This window comes from Paenibacillus sp. P46E, from assembly GCF_001909095.1.
Taxonomy (GTDB): Bacteria; Bacillota; Bacilli; order Paenibacillales; family Paenibacillaceae; genus Paenibacillus_AQ; species Paenibacillus_AQ helianthi.
In genome coordinates this window covers 86,684-101,508 of the sequence record NZ_LVYZ01000003.1, presented here as the reverse complement: position 1 = coordinate 101,508, position 14,825 = coordinate 86,684, and the positions used below count along the sequence as shown (strand labels likewise).

Genomic DNA, 14,825 nt, shown 5'->3' with positions numbered 1-14,825 from the left:
GATTTACAGATGAAAAAAGTACTGCTCACATTCTTCAGCTTGACCTTGGTTGTGGTGCTGGCAGCCTGCGGCAACAACAATAATACCAATAATGCAGCGAACTCTGCGGCTACGAACGCCCCGGCTGCGAATGCATCCACAGAGCCGTCAACTGAGCCGTCTGCTGAACCGGTAACACTGGTGATTGGCGCATCCCCGAAACCGCATGCGGAAATTCTTAAGGCAATTGCCCCGCTTCTTGAAAAGCAAGGCATCAAGCTGGAAATCAAAGAATTCACGGACTATATCCTGCCTAATACACAGCTGGCCGAGAAAGAACTGGACGCCAACTTTTTCCAGCACAAGCCTTACCTGGATGACCAGAACCAAAAGAACGGCACGGATCTGGTATCCGTTACGGCAGTTCACGTTGAACCCTTTGGTGCCTACTCCAAAAAAATCAAATCGATCGATGAGCTGGCTGACGGCGCAAAAGTAGCGATTCCGAACGATGCCACCAACGGTGGACGCGCCTTGATCCTGATGGCCAAAAATGGCCTGATCACCTTGAAGGACGATACCAATATCGCTTCCACTACAGCTGATATCACCGAGAACAAAAAGAACCTGAAAATCGTGGAATTGGAAGCCGCTATGCTGCCCCGCCAGCTGGATGAAGTAGATCTGGCCCTAATCAACACCAACTATGCGCTGGAGGCAGGCCTTGTTCCAACCAAAGACGCATTGTTTATCGAAGGAGCAGATTCTCCTTATGCCAACCTGCTGGTCGCCCGTCCTGACAACAAGGACTCTGATGCTATTCAGAAGCTGGCTGCAGCACTGACTTCACCGGAAGCCAAAGCCTTTATTGAAAAGGAATACCAAGGTTCGATCATCCCTGCATTCTAAGAGGGACCCACAACTGGAGAGCTGAAATTAGACCAGAGATTGCAGGGGAGCCATAAGTGGCTGTCCGGCAGCCTCTGGTCTTTACTAATAGCGTCCTGCTAAGATACCAATACCCGTCCAGCTCCCTGAAAGTTGATACGACATGTGAAATCCACTATAATAAAAAAAATCCCGGCCTTCTTCATCGGAAGGCCGGGATCGTTATGATACGGGATTAGAATACTTGAATAACTTCTTCCACGCCTTCTACTTCTTCAAGGAGGGCGCGTTCGATCCCGGCTTTAAGCGTGATCGTGGAGCTTGGGCAACTGCCGCAGGCACCCATAAGTTTCAACTTCACAATGCCGTCTTCGACATCAATCAGTTCGACGTCACCGCCATCGCGCTGCAGGAACGGACGAAGTTTATCGAGCACTTCCAGTACTTCATCATACATGGTGGCGCTTTGTACATTCTCACTCATTTCTCAATCACTCCTTTCGTATGCTTATTATAGTACAAAAAGTTAAAAAATAAAATGGTTCACACAGAATAAGGAGAACATCATGCGACCACTTATTGAATTTTGTGCCAGCAATATCGGTCATGGCACAGAACCGCTGAAGCGCAAGCTAGAACTAAATCCCGAATATGATGTCATCGAATACGGCTGTCTGAACAATTGCGGGCAATGCTATCTGCAGCCCTTTGCCATGCTTGACGGTGAAATTATTGAAGCCGAAACTCCTGAAGCGCTTGAAGAAGCTATTGAGGCAGCCATTAAGGAACAGGAAGCCTGGGACAATCTTGAAATTGACTAATCCCGGTTTATTTAGCCGAAATGCCGCTTGGACATCCAGAGCACACCGCTTTTCAGCAGGCGGGGAACCCGTCCCATCACAGAGCGGCGGCCCATCAGGCCAAAGCCGGCATTCTTGCCCAGAGAGCCAAGGGTGCCCTTCAGCTTGATTTTGTGCAGCTTCGGTGTTTCATCGCGCCATAGCGCTTGAATAATCTGTGCCACCTGTTCGCCTTGTGCTCCTGCCGCCTGTGCACTGGGCGCAAAGGGAAGACTTGCACAGTCCCCAATCACATAAACCTCCGGATAATCAGCCACATTATAATACTGACCCACAACAATCCGTCCGCCCCGGTCCTTCGGCAGCTCTAACTCCTGCACGACCTGTACCGGCTGAATGCCTGCGGTCCATACGGTCACATCTCCGGGAATAGCCTGGGTGCCATTGAAGATGGCATCCTTTTCAACATGGGATACAGAAATTTGGCCCAGGGTCTCCACGTGATGCTCACTGAACCATTCCTCTACATACTGCGACAGCTTGGCGGGAAAGGAGGACAGCACACGTTCTCCCCGGTCCAGAATGGCGATGTTCAGATCCGGACGACTCTCCCTAAGCTCAGCAGCAATCTCCACTCCGCTAAGTCCGCCACCTACAATGTTAACGGTTCCGTATGGCTTCACATCATTCAGACGGCGGTAGGTCTCACGTGTCCCGGAGAAGCTCTGGATGCTGCAGGTATGCTGTTCTGCTCCTGGAATATGATGATAATTATCCGTACAGCCGAGTGCAATGGCCAAAATGTCGTAAGAAAACGGTTCCCCTGTCTTCAGAAATATCACGCGGCTCTCCAGATCAATGGAGCCCACTTCTCCGTAACGAACCGTAAGACGGGGGTGAACCGGGAACTGGATGCGCAGATGGTAATCCGTGACGGTGCCCGCAGCCAGTGCATAGTATTCCGTCTTGATTCCCTGGTAAGGCATCCGGTCAATCAAAACAATTTCCACATCATGGGGGAGATGGTTGTCGAGTAATTCTTGAATGAGGGCAAGGCCGCCGTAGCCGCCGCCCAAGACGAGTACTGTTCTCATGACATCTTCCTTTCGAATATGGCTCAAGTAATGGCCATCCCAGCTGTTATCGGATGAATTCCGGCTTGCAGTTATTCGTATACCTTAATCTCGTTGTAGAAGGTATCCCGTTCTACCGGAATCTTACCGGCGCCCTTCACCAGCCAGATCAGCTCTTCGCGGGTCAGTCCCTCTGGAGTCAAGGCACCAGCCGCGTGGCTGATCCGTTCCTTCAGAATCGTGCCATGCACGTCAGAGGCGCCAAAGCTCAGGGCAACCTGGGTAAGCTGTGCCCCGATATTGATGAAATAAGCTTTAATATGGTCGAAATTATCCAGCATTAGACGGCTGATCGCAATCGTTTTGAGGTCCTCGTAGGCCGAGTTACGGCGCATGATTCCGGCGTTCTTGTTCTTGGGCTGCATCGACAGGGGAATGAATACCATGAAGCCGTTCGTTTCATCCTGAAGATCGCGGATTTGCAGCATATGCCGCACGCGGTCCTCATGAGACTCGATCGATCCGTACAGCATCGTGGTATGGGTCTTCATGCCGAGCTTGTGTGCCGTCCGGTGAACCTCCAGGTATTCCTCTACATTGGCTTTGTTGACTCGCATTTTTTTGCGGTATTGGTCAGAGAGAATTTCTGCTCCACCGCCTGTAAGCGACTGAAGTCCGGCTGCACGCAGTTCCTCCAGCACCTCACGGATACTGAGTCCGCTGATTCGGGTGAAGAAATCGATCTCCGCCGCTGTGTAGGCCTTCAGAGTCACCTGCGGGAACGCTTCATTCAAGGCCTTAAGCGAATCCACATAATATTGAAAAGGTACCTTATCATTATGGCCGCCGACAATATGGAACTCACGTACCCCGGGGTGGATATGCTGTTCGACATATTGCACCATTTCCTGACCGGAAAGGGTATAAGCGCCTTCTTCACCGTCATCTTTGCGGAAATTGCAGAATGCGCAGTGTGCTTCGCAGACATTGGTGAAATACAGGCTCATGTTTTCGATAAAATATACCTTGTTGCCGTTCTTGCGCTGATTGACTTCATTTGCCAACTGGCCGATGGTGAGTAAATCATTGCTTTCATATAAATAAACGCCATCTTCCAAATTTAATCTTTCTCCGCCGCGAACCTTCTCGATGATGTTCGCCATTCTGGCGTCTGTGTGGGGTGTTATAAGAGTAGACATATGATTCCTCCTGAAGGTTATGGCGAGGCAAATGCATCGCAGAATAATTCCCAAAACAAACTTAGGGAGTGGCCGTCCATTACAAAAAGCTGCGATGTCAGCTGCCTGCGTGACAATTTTCCGAATTTTACGCATACCGCTGTACCTATTATAAACCTCTCACAGGGGAGCGGGCAACCGCTGAGAAGAGATGGGATAGTCAGGCTACAGATATAAACGGCAGGTTCAGTTTGGACTTGAGGGCAGGGGGATAGTGGAGTATACTTAATTTTATATAAAAAATGACTTTTGGCCGGATCGGCCATTGAATACAGAATATTTATTCGGGAGGTTAGAGACCATGATTACAATCAGTGAATCAGCTGCAGGACAACTCAAGACTATGCTGGCTGAACAAGAAATTCCGAATATGTTCCTTCGGCTTGGTGTTACTGAGGGCGGCTGCAGCGGCTTCTCCTACGCCATGGGCTTCGACGATAACGAGAGTGATCAAGACGTATACCTGGATGTTCAGGGTATGAAGGTTGTCGTGAGCAAAGACGATATCCGTTACCTGAATGGCCTCGAGATCGACTTTGAGGAATCCGGCATGACCGGCGGCTTCACCATCAATAACCCTAACGCCACCGCCACCTGCGGTTGCGGTTCGTCGTTCCGGACGAAGGACGATGCGGGCAAGCCTGCGGCTGAGCCGTGCTAAACTGTGGTGGAGCAACGCTACCTGCGGCTAAGCCGTGTTGTGCTGCGGATGAACTGTGTTAGCTGAGGCTGAACTGCGCTGAACTACGACTGAGTCGTCCTAACTGCTGTTGAGCTGGCTTCCATGCAGCATCGGCTGAAGATGATGTTTGATTTTTTGATCGACACGTTCGTAAGTGATGTTTAGTGCTGCGGAGTGAGGCGCCCAACATGAACGTTTGGATGAAGTGGAATTACTCCCACTAATCCGAGACTTTAGGCAGCTGGATCATCATTAGGTGGAATAAGTCCATCTAAAATAGCTCAATTAGACCATATCTGCTGATTTCCTCTGAATGAAGTGGAGAAATCCCACTAATTGCTGCTTCACAACAGTTTTCGGCTAATCAAATGGAGAAATTCCACCTAAAGATTAGTGTGTTACTACTTTTATCGCTTCATATACAATTGCGAAGCCTTCAGGTGCATGTACCTGGAGGCTTTTTTGTACCGTCCAATGCAAGCCGGCGGAGGTTCCAGTATTTAGTTATGCTTGTATACTGAGTGAAAGAGGAGCGTTCTTGAACAGGTATGAATAATCCAATCCTGGTAAGACTGGCAACCCCGGAGGATGCCGAAAGTCTGGCAAAGCTTAACTATGAGTTTAACGGAGTTCTAATGGACATGCATACAATTCAGGAAACACTGGTTTCGTCAAATGAACTGGTCGCGCTGGGCATACGCGGAGATACACCGGTAGGTTTTGCATGCGGCCAGTATTTCAAATCCGTATGTTATCGGGAGCTGTACGGAGAAATTACTGAAATGTATGTGAGTGAGAATGCGCGAAGAAGCGGGTGTGCGACATCATTACTTTCTTTTCTGGAAGCGGAACTTCGTGCCCGGGGAGTTAAAGATGTTAAAATAATAACCGGCGCAAACAATGAGGCAGCCATTGCAACCTATACGAAAAATGACTACACAAGACAAGAACATGTCGTGCTATCCAAAAAATTATGAATACATTAAACAGCTACACATTAGGACAACGAAGGGAGAACCAACATGATCACCATAGCTTTGACGAAGAAGCTTTTTGAGCTTAGCGCTTTGGTAGAGGAACAGGACAATGAAGAAGAGGATGAATTCTATAAGTGGCATGCTAATGTTTTCCGGATGGCTAAGAAGAACAACGTGATTTTTATGAACAATCAGACGCGGTATAACTTTATTTTATTTGGAATGAAGAAGGAACATTTTAAAAACATTAACCAGTTATTCGTCCAGTCTCTGATAGAGAACTTGCGAGCCGATGAGATCCGTGATTCAAAAATTACGGAGTATGTAAGTAAAGCCGATGCAATCAAGTTCACAAAAACCTATAGTCGAAGTGTGCTGGGTTCTATGACAGACATGGTGAGTGTTTTGTCTACAGCCCGTAATTCCAAACTGCATATAATTTTCCAATAAGAGGTAATGCATGCTCGTTGTCGAATAAGTGATAGATATGCAAATGGAATCACTTTGTATCCGCAGCTGGAATGTTGTAAACGCTCACAATAGAGATGCAGGAGGCGAACGGAAGATGGACGGAAGTAAGTCGTTGATCTATCAAATTCTCAAGACAATTGAAGAGGGCAAAGAACCGGTGCTGGAGAACCTGGAAGGGATAACAATAGGGGGGTATCATAGCGCACTGGAACAGATTAAGGAGAACAATCTGGCCAGTAATATCAGCTTCTCCCTTAGTGGAAAAGGTAAAAAAGCGGTCCGTGTGGCGAACACAAGCGGGTCCAAATTGACCCCTCAGGGTATCAACTATATCCATATCCAGGACAGCCGCAGCTTCTAGCGTTCCATAACAGGAGTGTTCCCCACGGAGATAAGCAAAAGCTTAATATCTATCCACTCCGTGGGAAGACGGTGGTTGAAATAACTAGGCGGCAAAGAGGATCTCAGCCACCACCGGACCAAGGAAGAGGCTGAGCGCGCTGGCAAAGTAGAGGCGAAGAAGGCTCAAGTCAATATTCATTACTTCAAATGCATCTGTCTATATTCTGTGGGTGTCATGCCATAATATTTCTTGAAATTGCGCAGGAAGCTTGAAAAGTTGGTGTAGCCGACCTCCTGAGCAATATCGTTCAGTTTCATGGGGGTTTCCAGCAACAGCTGTCGGGCGGATTTCATGCGGACTTCAATCAGATAATCTACAAAATTACTGAACGTATACTCCTTAAAAAGCTTGCTGAAATAATTGGGGCTGATGTTGAATCTGTCCGCCAGATAATTAACAGAAATATCGCTTTCATTATAATGCTCCGTGATATAAGAGAGAACACTCTCAATCAACTCGCTACTCTTTTTCTTATTATTTCTCTTTTCGTTCATGGACTGAATTAGTTCATCCATCAGGGAGCCAAGGACTGCCCGCAGTTCGTACAGCGTCTCACACCGCTGAAGACGGATAAGAACTGTCTCATATTCTGCTTGGAATTGTTCGTTCAGAGCAGGATCGGCTGCAGTCCTCAGCGCTTTCAGGATAACCTGCAGGCAGAGCTGGACCATCATCTCCTTGGACAGATTGCAACGTGCCGCACGTTTGAACAACTCCTCCAGCACAGCTCCGGTTTTCTCCGCATTGACCTGCTTGACCGTTTCTATAAGATCATCTATAGATTCGAATACCTCAAGCAATCTGCCGCTGTTCCAGGATCCTACATCGCTTGAGGTAATTAGTGCATTTGGCCCCATCAGAATTTTGCAGGAGACCAATGCCGCCGACTCGAGATAAGACTTACGGATATCAGAAAAATGATCATAATGCCCTCCCATGCCAATAGAGAGGGTCCGCTTGAACTGTCCCTCAATATAGGCCATGAAATGCTCTCCCAGGGCTTTGGCCGCAGCGGTATTCTCCGTACTTCCGTTATTTCTGAAGCTCAGAATCATTACCGCCTGAAAGTCATTCATCTGAACGGCCGCCCCCTTAATCCCTCCCTGACGGGAGCGGATCATTTCTTCGGCAACATTGCACAGTGCATAGAGGTAAAGATTCATATCCCCTACTTTTTCTAGCATAGCCTTATTGTCATATTCCATGGTCAGAACGATATAATGCTCAGGGTACAGCTCAATGCCTACATGATTCAGCATCGGCTCCGCCAATTCGAATTTCGTCCGGTTGCCTGTCAGAATATCGAACAAAATCTGCAGTTTCAAGGCGGGAATACTCTCGTGAAGCTTTTTCTCGGCATTGGAGTATCCGGTGAATACCTGCTCTATTTTGCTATGAAGCTCATTATAGGAAAGGGATGGGGAAGTTCTCCCGTTTTCTAAGCCAAGGGGGGTGCGCTTCGTGATTTCCTCAAGCCTGGCGATAAAATATTCCATGGGGGTAAACCAGCGGTGGTTGACGAATCGGGTCGTCATAGTAGTGACAACCAGCATCAGACAGGACATGCCGATGAGAATATAACGGACAGTAAGCGAGAGAGTGCTGAGCTGGTGTTGGGACACGACATAGATTAACTTCCAGCCGGTATAGGCGGAATTGTCGTAAAATACGAGATTTTTGCCATGGGCCGTTTTCTCGGTCACATATCCGTGGCCCTCTTTGGAAAGGACCTGGGTGCTGTAGCTCTGATCAAGAATACTCTGATGAATCAGCTTGGAATCCTTATGGGATAGTATATTCCCGTTCTGATCGACCAGAAATACGTTGTAGCTGTCGCTAAATTGCAGGTCGCTGAACATCTTCGAGATACTCTTTTCGTTAATCTGTGTGACCATAACACCGCTTCTGTCCTTCGGCCCTGCCGTAAACGGGTAATTGCGGACAAGCAGAAAGTCGCTGCTATGGGCATCCGGTGGAGAAGCTGTCCATTTGTTGACCTTGGCGCTGCCGGCAAAAGACTTGATCCAGCCCATCCCGGCCGCTGAATTCAGATCGTAATAATCCGAAGCCGAGATCAGCTTGCCGCTGATTGTGGAATACAGAAACACAGCCTTCATATTGAAATTGGCTCCCAGGATATTACCGAGCTGATCCTGCAGCATGGACAGACCCAGCAGATGCTGAGGGGCATCTGAAGCAGAGCTCTCAAAAAAGGAGCGGCTCTCATTGTTCCGCAAAAGATTGATGGTTGTCAAATCGATCTCCTGCAGGGCGCTGTCCACCCGCTTGCTGATCTGTCGCAGCACATTCTGATTGGAGCCTATCACCTGGTTCTCCAGCTGGCGGATCGAGCTTACATAGCTGATGGCTACGGTTGTGAGGATAATCAGGACGAATAGAGTGATGTAAATGAGCTGTACCTTGGCTGCTATTGTTCTCTTCAACTTGCTATCGCTCCCTTAACCGGCAGATGGTACCTACATTATATGACAGAATGGCGAATCAGTCGGGTTCCACTTTCCATTACGACATAGCGTTTTCTACAAAAAGTCTCTGCACAGCGGTAAATGAGAGTTCATTGTAGGTTCTGCAACTGTTCAGCTTCCGTGACAGGGAACTATAGTTGAGTTGCAAGACCGGCACCTGGTTGTCTCCTTATCAAGACATCACAAGTTTGCTATCACAAATCCACTGGAGGTCGAAGGAATGTACAGACAAATCAAAATCACACCCGTACTTGTATCCCTGCTGCTGCTCGGGACGGTATCCTTATCCGCATGCAGCAACAACAGTAATAACGGAAGCACAGGCAATGCGGCACAGCCAACCTCAGCCGCAGCCTCACAGCCGGCAGACGAGGACAAATATGCCTCGCTGCCCAAAGAAATCTCAGCTTCTATTTATGACAGGGGGCAGGTTGCGACCGGCGAAGGCTCTTATGAGGACAACCGGTGGACGAAGTATATCAATGAGAATTCCGGGGTCAAGGTGAATTGGGTACCCATCCCGCGCAATCAGGAAGCGGATAAATTCAATGTGCTGATTGCATCGGATCAGGCACCGGATATGATGACGACCTTTAATCGTGACTTTATCGTCCGCTGGGCGGGTGAAGGGGCTATTCAGCCTTTGGATGAGTACATCGAGAAGTATAGCACCACCTATAAGAAATACCTGGAGGAGCATCCCGAGCTGAAGCCGTATCTGACGCTGGAGGACGGCAAAACGTATGCTATCGCCAGCTTGAGGCCTACCCGTGCCAATACAGCCCTCTTCATCCGGCAGGACTGGCTCGACAAACTGGGGCTGGCCATGCCGAAATCGGTAGATGAGCTGATTGAGGTAGCCAAAGCTTTCCGGGACAACGATCCCGACGGCAATGGACAGAAGGATACGATTCCTATGGCGATGTCAACGGCGTATACGGCGATCACGGACGACTGGTTTATGGCGCGCAGCGCAGCATGGTTTGTGGAGGACGGGAAGCTCGTCCAGAGCTTTTTCACAGAACGCTACAAAGACGCGCTTGCTTTCCGCCAGCTTGCATACAAAGAAAACCTGGTCGATAAGGAGTTTGCTACGGACAAGGAGTTTTCGCGGCAGAAGCAGCTGTGGACCACGGGACGTTCCGGTATTTATTTCAGTAATCTGAATATGGACAATACCATTAATGATCTGCGGAAGAATAATCCGGATGCCAAGCTGGCCGCAGTTCCGCCTCTGGCCACGAAGTATGGAACGAATGGCTATGAGGTTGAGGTTCCAAATCATCTATTGACCGCCTTCAACAAGAACATGAAAAATCCCAAGGCGGCGATGGAATTCATCGACTGGATGCTGGATACAGGCTGGGAGCCGCTGACCTATGGAACCGAAGGAGTTCATTATCAGATGGAGAATGGCATTCCGGTTACAACGGACTATGACAAGTGGAAAACTGAAGTCGGCTATGCCTCAGAGTACAGAGTGGTCCAGCAGGAGCAGTATACACCCGATTATTTGCTCACCCGGGCAGGGGATAATCAGGATGATCTGGATATGGCTAAGCTCAAGAATGCAATCATCAAATTCTCCGAGACGTATACCTTCCGTAAGGATATTCCATATATCCCGCCTGTTGCAGAATACTCATCTATTGCCGGCCAGTTTGAGACCAAATGGAAGGAAATCAATACCCGTATGGCGATGGGAAACCAGACACCGGATGAAGCGGTCGAGGAGTTGCGCAAGGCCTGGAACAGTCTTGACGGAGACAGTGTTACCGCTAAGGTTCAGGCTTGGTACGACGCAAACAAAGATAAGCTGAAATAAAAGCAAGGAGTGAGAAAGATCCCTATGCAAAAAACATTGCAGCATCCTTCCGGTCCGGCAACCATACGCCCTAAAGGCATCCAAAAGCCGGGACGGGGCCTGTTATATTATCTGCACCGAGACCGGTATCTGTACCTGTTCCTGATTCCCGCGATGTCGTATTTCTTCCTGTTCAAATTCGTCACGCTGTACGGCGAGTTAATTGCCTTTAAGGATTTTCGCCTGCTGGACGGAGTTTGGGGCAGCCCCTGGGTAGGACTGAAGCATTTCCGTGCATTGTTCCAGAGTGCCGACTTCTGGCAAGTCCTGCGCAATACGCTGCTGCTTAATCTGTACAATCTTGTTTTTGCTTTTCCTGCACCGATCCTGCTCGCCTTACTGCTGAATGAGCTGCGGGTGAACTGGTTCAAGCGGACGGTGCAGAACCTGTTGTACCTGCCCTTCTTCATCTCATGGGTAGTGCTTGCCGGAATTATTGTCTCCTTGCTGTCGCCCTCTACCGGTGTAGTGAATGCAGCATTGCAGGCAATGGGCTTGGACCCTGTATATTTCATGACAAGTACCTTTTGGTGGCCCGTTGTGTTCATTGTGTCGACGATCTGGCAGAGCGCAGGTTGGGGCACGATTATTTATATGGCCGCCATCTCCTCCATTGATCCCGGATTATATGAAGCGGCCAAAATCGACGGAGCCACCAAGCTGCGCCAGATCTGGCATATCACCCTGCCGGGCATCCGCGGCACAATCGGCGTGCTCCTGGTCCTGCAGATGGGTAAGATGATGGATGTGGGCTTCGAGCATATTTTCAATCTGCAGAACGCCGCCGTGTTCAGTGTGTCGGATGTCATCAGTACCTTTGTGTACCGGACAGGGCTGCAGAATGCCCAGTATAGTCTGGCGACGGCGGTTGGATTGTTTCAGGCCCTTATCGGGCTGATTCTGGTGCTGACTGTCAACAAAATTGTGAAAAAGCTGGGTGAAGGCGGATTATGGTAAATCGATTGAAGAGTACGCCACTGTATGTGTTCCTGGCACTATGCGCCTTTGTAACCGTGTTTCCGCTTCTGAACATTCTGTCCATGTCTCTGAGCAGCAGCCGGGCGATTATTTCGGGTGAGGTGGTACTCTGGCCAGTGGAATTAAATGTCCAGGCCTATAAACAACTGTTCATCGACGGGCAACTTCTGGTCGCCATCAAAAATACCGTAATCATTACAGGGGTTGGCACCGTACTCCAGATGATCGCAACCACTTTGGCGGCATACACGCTGTCGAAGCGGCGTTTAAAGGGACGGCAGATCTTTACGTTCATGGTGATGTTCAGCATGCTGTTCGGTACCGGTCTGATTCCGTTGTTCCTGCTGGTCAAGCAGCTGCATTTGATCAATACGTTTTGGGCGATCTGGCTGCCGGGTCTGGTGAGCGCCTACAATCTGTTTGTAATGAAATCATTTTTTGAAGGCCTGCCGATGGAATTGGAGGAATCCGCGACGATTGACGGGGCGACGGACCTGACGATTTTTTTCAGACTGACGCTGCCCTTGTCCAAGCCGATCCTGGCGGCCATTTCACTCTTTTATGCGGTTTCGCTGTGGAATACGTACTCCAATGCTTTGTATTTTATCAGCAAATCCCAACTCTTGCCCGTGACGGTCAAGCTGTACCAGATGCTTCAGACACCGATTGATTCTCTGCTAGCAGGCGGGGACTCTGCCCACTATATTCAGCCGGAGGGTCTGAAGGCGGCTGCGATTATGATTACAGTACTGCCAATTCTCTGCGTGTATCCGTTTTTACAAAAGCATTTCATTAAAGGCGTTTTGCTTGGATCGGTGAAGGGCTGAATGGAGCTTTAAAGTGACACAGAATTTCAGGTGACAGAGGTGAAGTATGAAACCATCAATCAACTATACACTGGACCAATTTGCTTTTGATTTACGTAAAAGTCTTGCCCCCGCCGGGCATACCTGGGTGTGCAGCGGCTACAGCACGGCTGCTCCGCTAGAGCGTACTGTCAGCGGGGTGCGCGGGTGCTATTCGCCGCCTTTTGCAGCCAAGGATATGGAAGTTAAACTTCTCGTAACAGCGGATGGTCATCCTATTGCAGATGACGGAAATCTGGGCAAAGGGGATTGCGGCGTGCTGTATGCCCAGGGGGTATGGCGGCCCGATCAGATTGGGCGGCAGGGCACATATCATCATTTGATCGGCGGACAGCTGATTTCCCTTGCCGTGAGCAGTGAATTGACGCCGCTTGCGGATGCACATGGATTTATTCTCACCGAGCGTGTACGGAACCGCAGCCAAAGACCCATTCCTGTGGCCTTTCAGCCGGTACTTCAGCCGGGGAGTCCGGCGTATGTTCCCTTCGATGAATGGGATTACGGGGCTCCGCTGACCGGGACTGGTGCTGCTGTGAACATCGGCGAGGGAATTTGGGAGAATGAACAAGTGCGTGTCACCCTGATCTGTGAGGGAAGCCGGGAACAGGTGTTAGAGGAAGGGGAAGAGGCCGTATTCTGTCTGGCAGCAGTGCTTACTTCTGCCGGACAGAAGTTCGAAGGGAATGAAGGGCGGAGCTTGGGGGAGATGGCGCATCGGACAACGGCCGCCTGGGAGCAGCGGCTTGCGGAAGCCTGCCGGGAGCTGCCGGTTCTGCAATCGGATATTCCGGGCCTGGAAGAGTATTACCGCCGCTCCCTGATCAGCGGTCTGGTCTGCCTGTGGGATAATCCGGATTTTGCGATCCGTCCCTTCCCGGTGGTCTCGGGGCTTGAGGGTGCCGGAATCTGCTGCTATCCATGGGATATCGGGGGTTATGGGGCGCGCACGATGGCCATGATGCTGGGCAGGGACAAGGCGGCGGAACTGGCGGGACTGATGGTGAAGAGCGGCATCGACCGGCACTCGCGCTTTGCTCCAAGCGGCAGGGGGGCCAATGTACCTTACTCCTACAGCCTGTGGTCCTTTCTGAACTTCGCCTGGTCGATCATTGTACTGCATGGCGCGGGAACGGAGCTGTTTCCTGCAATGCGCGAGCTGGCTTTATATGACGACAACCGCCTGCCGCAGTGGAATGAGTTGCTGGATTACGGCCTCCAGCCTAACCTACTGGAGATGCGCGGTGCGGGCTATGAGCATATCGTCGCTAGTCCGAATGCCGAGCGGGCCTGGAGCTATGACCGCTTGGCGGATCTTGCCCAGCATTTGGGACTTTGCGATGAGCCTGTGGAGTATTGGCGGGACAAGGCTGAGCGCATCCGGCAGTCCATCCGCAGCCATCTGTGGGATAAGGATAAGGCCTGGTTCAAGGCTTTGTACCCTGGAGGCCATGAAGAGCTGATCTATTCAATTCAATATTTCGATGCCCTGCGATTCGGCGCCTGCAGCGGCGAGATGAAGCGTGGCATGTTCGCACAGGTCAGAGATGGCGCTTTCCTGGGCAATTACGGCGTAAGCAGCATTTCTTCCGAAGATGAACTGCACTATGAACAGAATGATCCAGACTGGTCGGGGAGCGGTGCTTACACAGGGGACGGGCCGATGCTGGCTCTGACGCTATGGGAATCCGGGCAAGGCGAGCTGGCCTGGGATGTACTGCAGCGCCACTTCTGGATGGGGCAGCATTTGCCCTATTATCCGCAGGAGCATTACTGTGACCGGCCTGCTGTTCCGGTGCACAAACGGGCCAATGTGGTTGCCGGTCTGGCGGGTGCGGAGGCACTGCTGTTCGGCATGGCCGGTCTGGACCCGCAGCTGGATGGCAGTCTATGGATTCATCCACAGCCGCCGGCAGAGGGGAATGTCCGGTTCTCCGGCTTCTTTTTCCGGGGTTATGTCATTGACTTGCAGCTGAGTCCGGGCTGGTGTGAAATCATCCGTGATGAAGAAGTCATCTACAGCGGAGTTCCGAGCCGCGTGGAGATTGTTCCTGCAGGCAAAGGGTAACAACATTGAAATGACGTTTATTTCTGTAAATAGGGTACCTCATTGAATGAATGGA

14 protein-coding genes are annotated in these 14,825 nt (G+C 50.1%); 10 read left to right on the top strand and 4 right to left on the bottom strand.

The genetic code is table 11. The annotated features are described in order from the left end of the window. Nucleotides 1–9: 9 nt before the first annotated feature. Nucleotides 10–888: a MetQ/NlpA family ABC transporter substrate-binding protein gene (locus A3849_RS03120; RefSeq protein ID WP_074110135.1), complete on the top strand. Its 879-nt coding sequence runs from the start codon at nucleotides 10–12 to the stop codon at nucleotides 886–888. Nucleotides 889–1,102: 214 nt separating this feature from the next. Here the strand turns inward: A3849_RS03120 and A3849_RS03115 are convergent, their stop codons facing one another. Further along, complete coding sequence (locus A3849_RS03115; RefSeq protein WP_042217301.1) at nucleotides 1,103–1,351, bottom strand: NifU family protein; 249 nt, start codon at nucleotides 1,349–1,351, stop codon at nucleotides 1,103–1,105. Between the two features lie 82 nt (nucleotides 1,352–1,433). Here A3849_RS03115 and A3849_RS03110 point away from each other — a divergent pair, with 82 nt between their 5' ends. Beyond that, nucleotides 1,434–1,688 (top strand): YuzB family protein, encoded by a 255-nt coding sequence (locus A3849_RS03110; protein ID WP_074083836.1) that lies wholly within the window; start codon nucleotides 1,434–1,436, stop codon nucleotides 1,686–1,688. Nucleotides 1,689–1,699: 11 nt separating this feature from the next. Here the strand turns inward: A3849_RS03110 and A3849_RS03105 are convergent, their stop codons facing one another. Together A3849_RS03105 and mqnE are read right to left on the bottom strand one after the other, a co-directional pair. Then, nucleotides 1,700–2,761, bottom strand: a complete 1,062-nt coding sequence (locus A3849_RS03105) for an NAD(P)/FAD-dependent oxidoreductase (RefSeq protein WP_074110134.1) — start codon at nucleotides 2,759–2,761, stop codon at nucleotides 1,700–1,702. A 71-nt stretch (nucleotides 2,762–2,832) separates the two neighbouring features. Further along, nucleotides 2,833–3,939, bottom strand: a complete 1,107-nt coding sequence (mqnE, locus tag A3849_RS03100; RefSeq protein ID WP_074110133.1) for an aminofutalosine synthase MqnE — start codon at nucleotides 3,937–3,939, stop codon at nucleotides 2,833–2,835. Between the two features lie 340 nt (nucleotides 3,940–4,279). Between mqnE and A3849_RS03095 the strand changes: the two genes are divergently transcribed. The 4 genes from A3849_RS03095 (at nucleotide 4,280) to A3849_RS03080 (ending at nucleotide 6,469) form a co-directional block, all read left to right on the top strand. Beyond that, entirely contained in the window at nucleotides 4,280–4,639 is a 360-nt protein-coding gene (locus A3849_RS03095) for a HesB/IscA family protein (RefSeq protein ID WP_074110132.1), read from the top strand. 569 nt (nucleotides 4,640–5,208) lie between these two features. Then, nucleotides 5,209–5,637 carry a GNAT family N-acetyltransferase gene (locus A3849_RS03090; protein ID WP_074110131.1) on the top strand — a complete coding sequence of 143 codons (429 nt, stop codon included), beginning with the start codon at nucleotides 5,209–5,211 and terminating at the stop codon, nucleotides 5,635–5,637. Nucleotides 5,638–5,682: 45 nt separating this feature from the next. Then, a complete protein-coding gene (locus A3849_RS03085) occupies nucleotides 5,683–6,087 on the top strand; it encodes a DUF6933 domain-containing protein (RefSeq protein ID WP_074110130.1) in 405 nt (134 codons plus the stop codon). Between the two features lie 115 nt (nucleotides 6,088–6,202). Further along, the gene (locus A3849_RS03080; RefSeq protein ID WP_074083843.1) at nucleotides 6,203–6,469 is read left to right on the top strand and encodes a hypothetical protein; all 267 of its coding nucleotides are present in this window, start codon (nucleotides 6,203–6,205) and stop codon (nucleotides 6,467–6,469) included. Between the two features lie 179 nt (nucleotides 6,470–6,648). Here A3849_RS03080 and A3849_RS03075 read toward each other — a convergent pair whose 3' ends face one another. Then, the gene (locus A3849_RS03075) at nucleotides 6,649–8,955 is read right to left on the bottom strand and encodes a helix-turn-helix domain-containing protein (protein ID WP_074110129.1); all 2,307 of its coding nucleotides are present in this window, start codon (nucleotides 8,953–8,955) and stop codon (nucleotides 6,649–6,651) included. A 262-nt stretch (nucleotides 8,956–9,217) separates the two neighbouring features. Here A3849_RS03075 and A3849_RS03070 point away from each other — a divergent pair, with 262 nt between their 5' ends. From A3849_RS03070 to A3849_RS03055, 4 genes are read left to right on the top strand one after another with little or no spacing between them, the layout of a single operon-like run. Further along, on the top strand, nucleotides 9,218–10,822 hold the full coding sequence (locus A3849_RS03070; RefSeq protein ID WP_074110128.1) for an extracellular solute-binding protein: 1,605 nt from the start codon (nucleotides 9,218–9,220) through the stop codon (nucleotides 10,820–10,822). Nucleotides 10,823–10,846: 24 nt separating this feature from the next. Next, entirely contained in the window at nucleotides 10,847–11,818 is a 972-nt protein-coding gene (locus A3849_RS03065) for an ABC transporter permease (protein ID WP_074110127.1), read from the top strand. Further along, complete coding sequence (locus A3849_RS03060) at nucleotides 11,812–12,666, top strand: carbohydrate ABC transporter permease (RefSeq protein ID WP_074110126.1); 855 nt, start codon at nucleotides 11,812–11,814, stop codon at nucleotides 12,664–12,666. The genes A3849_RS03065 and A3849_RS03060 overlap by 7 nt, the downstream gene beginning before the upstream one ends. Before the next feature lie 46 nt (nucleotides 12,667–12,712). Further along, entirely contained in the window at nucleotides 12,713–14,770 is a 2,058-nt protein-coding gene (locus A3849_RS03055) for a glucosidase family protein (protein ID WP_074110125.1), read from the top strand. The last annotated feature ends 55 nt before the right edge of the window (nucleotides 14,771–14,825 follow it).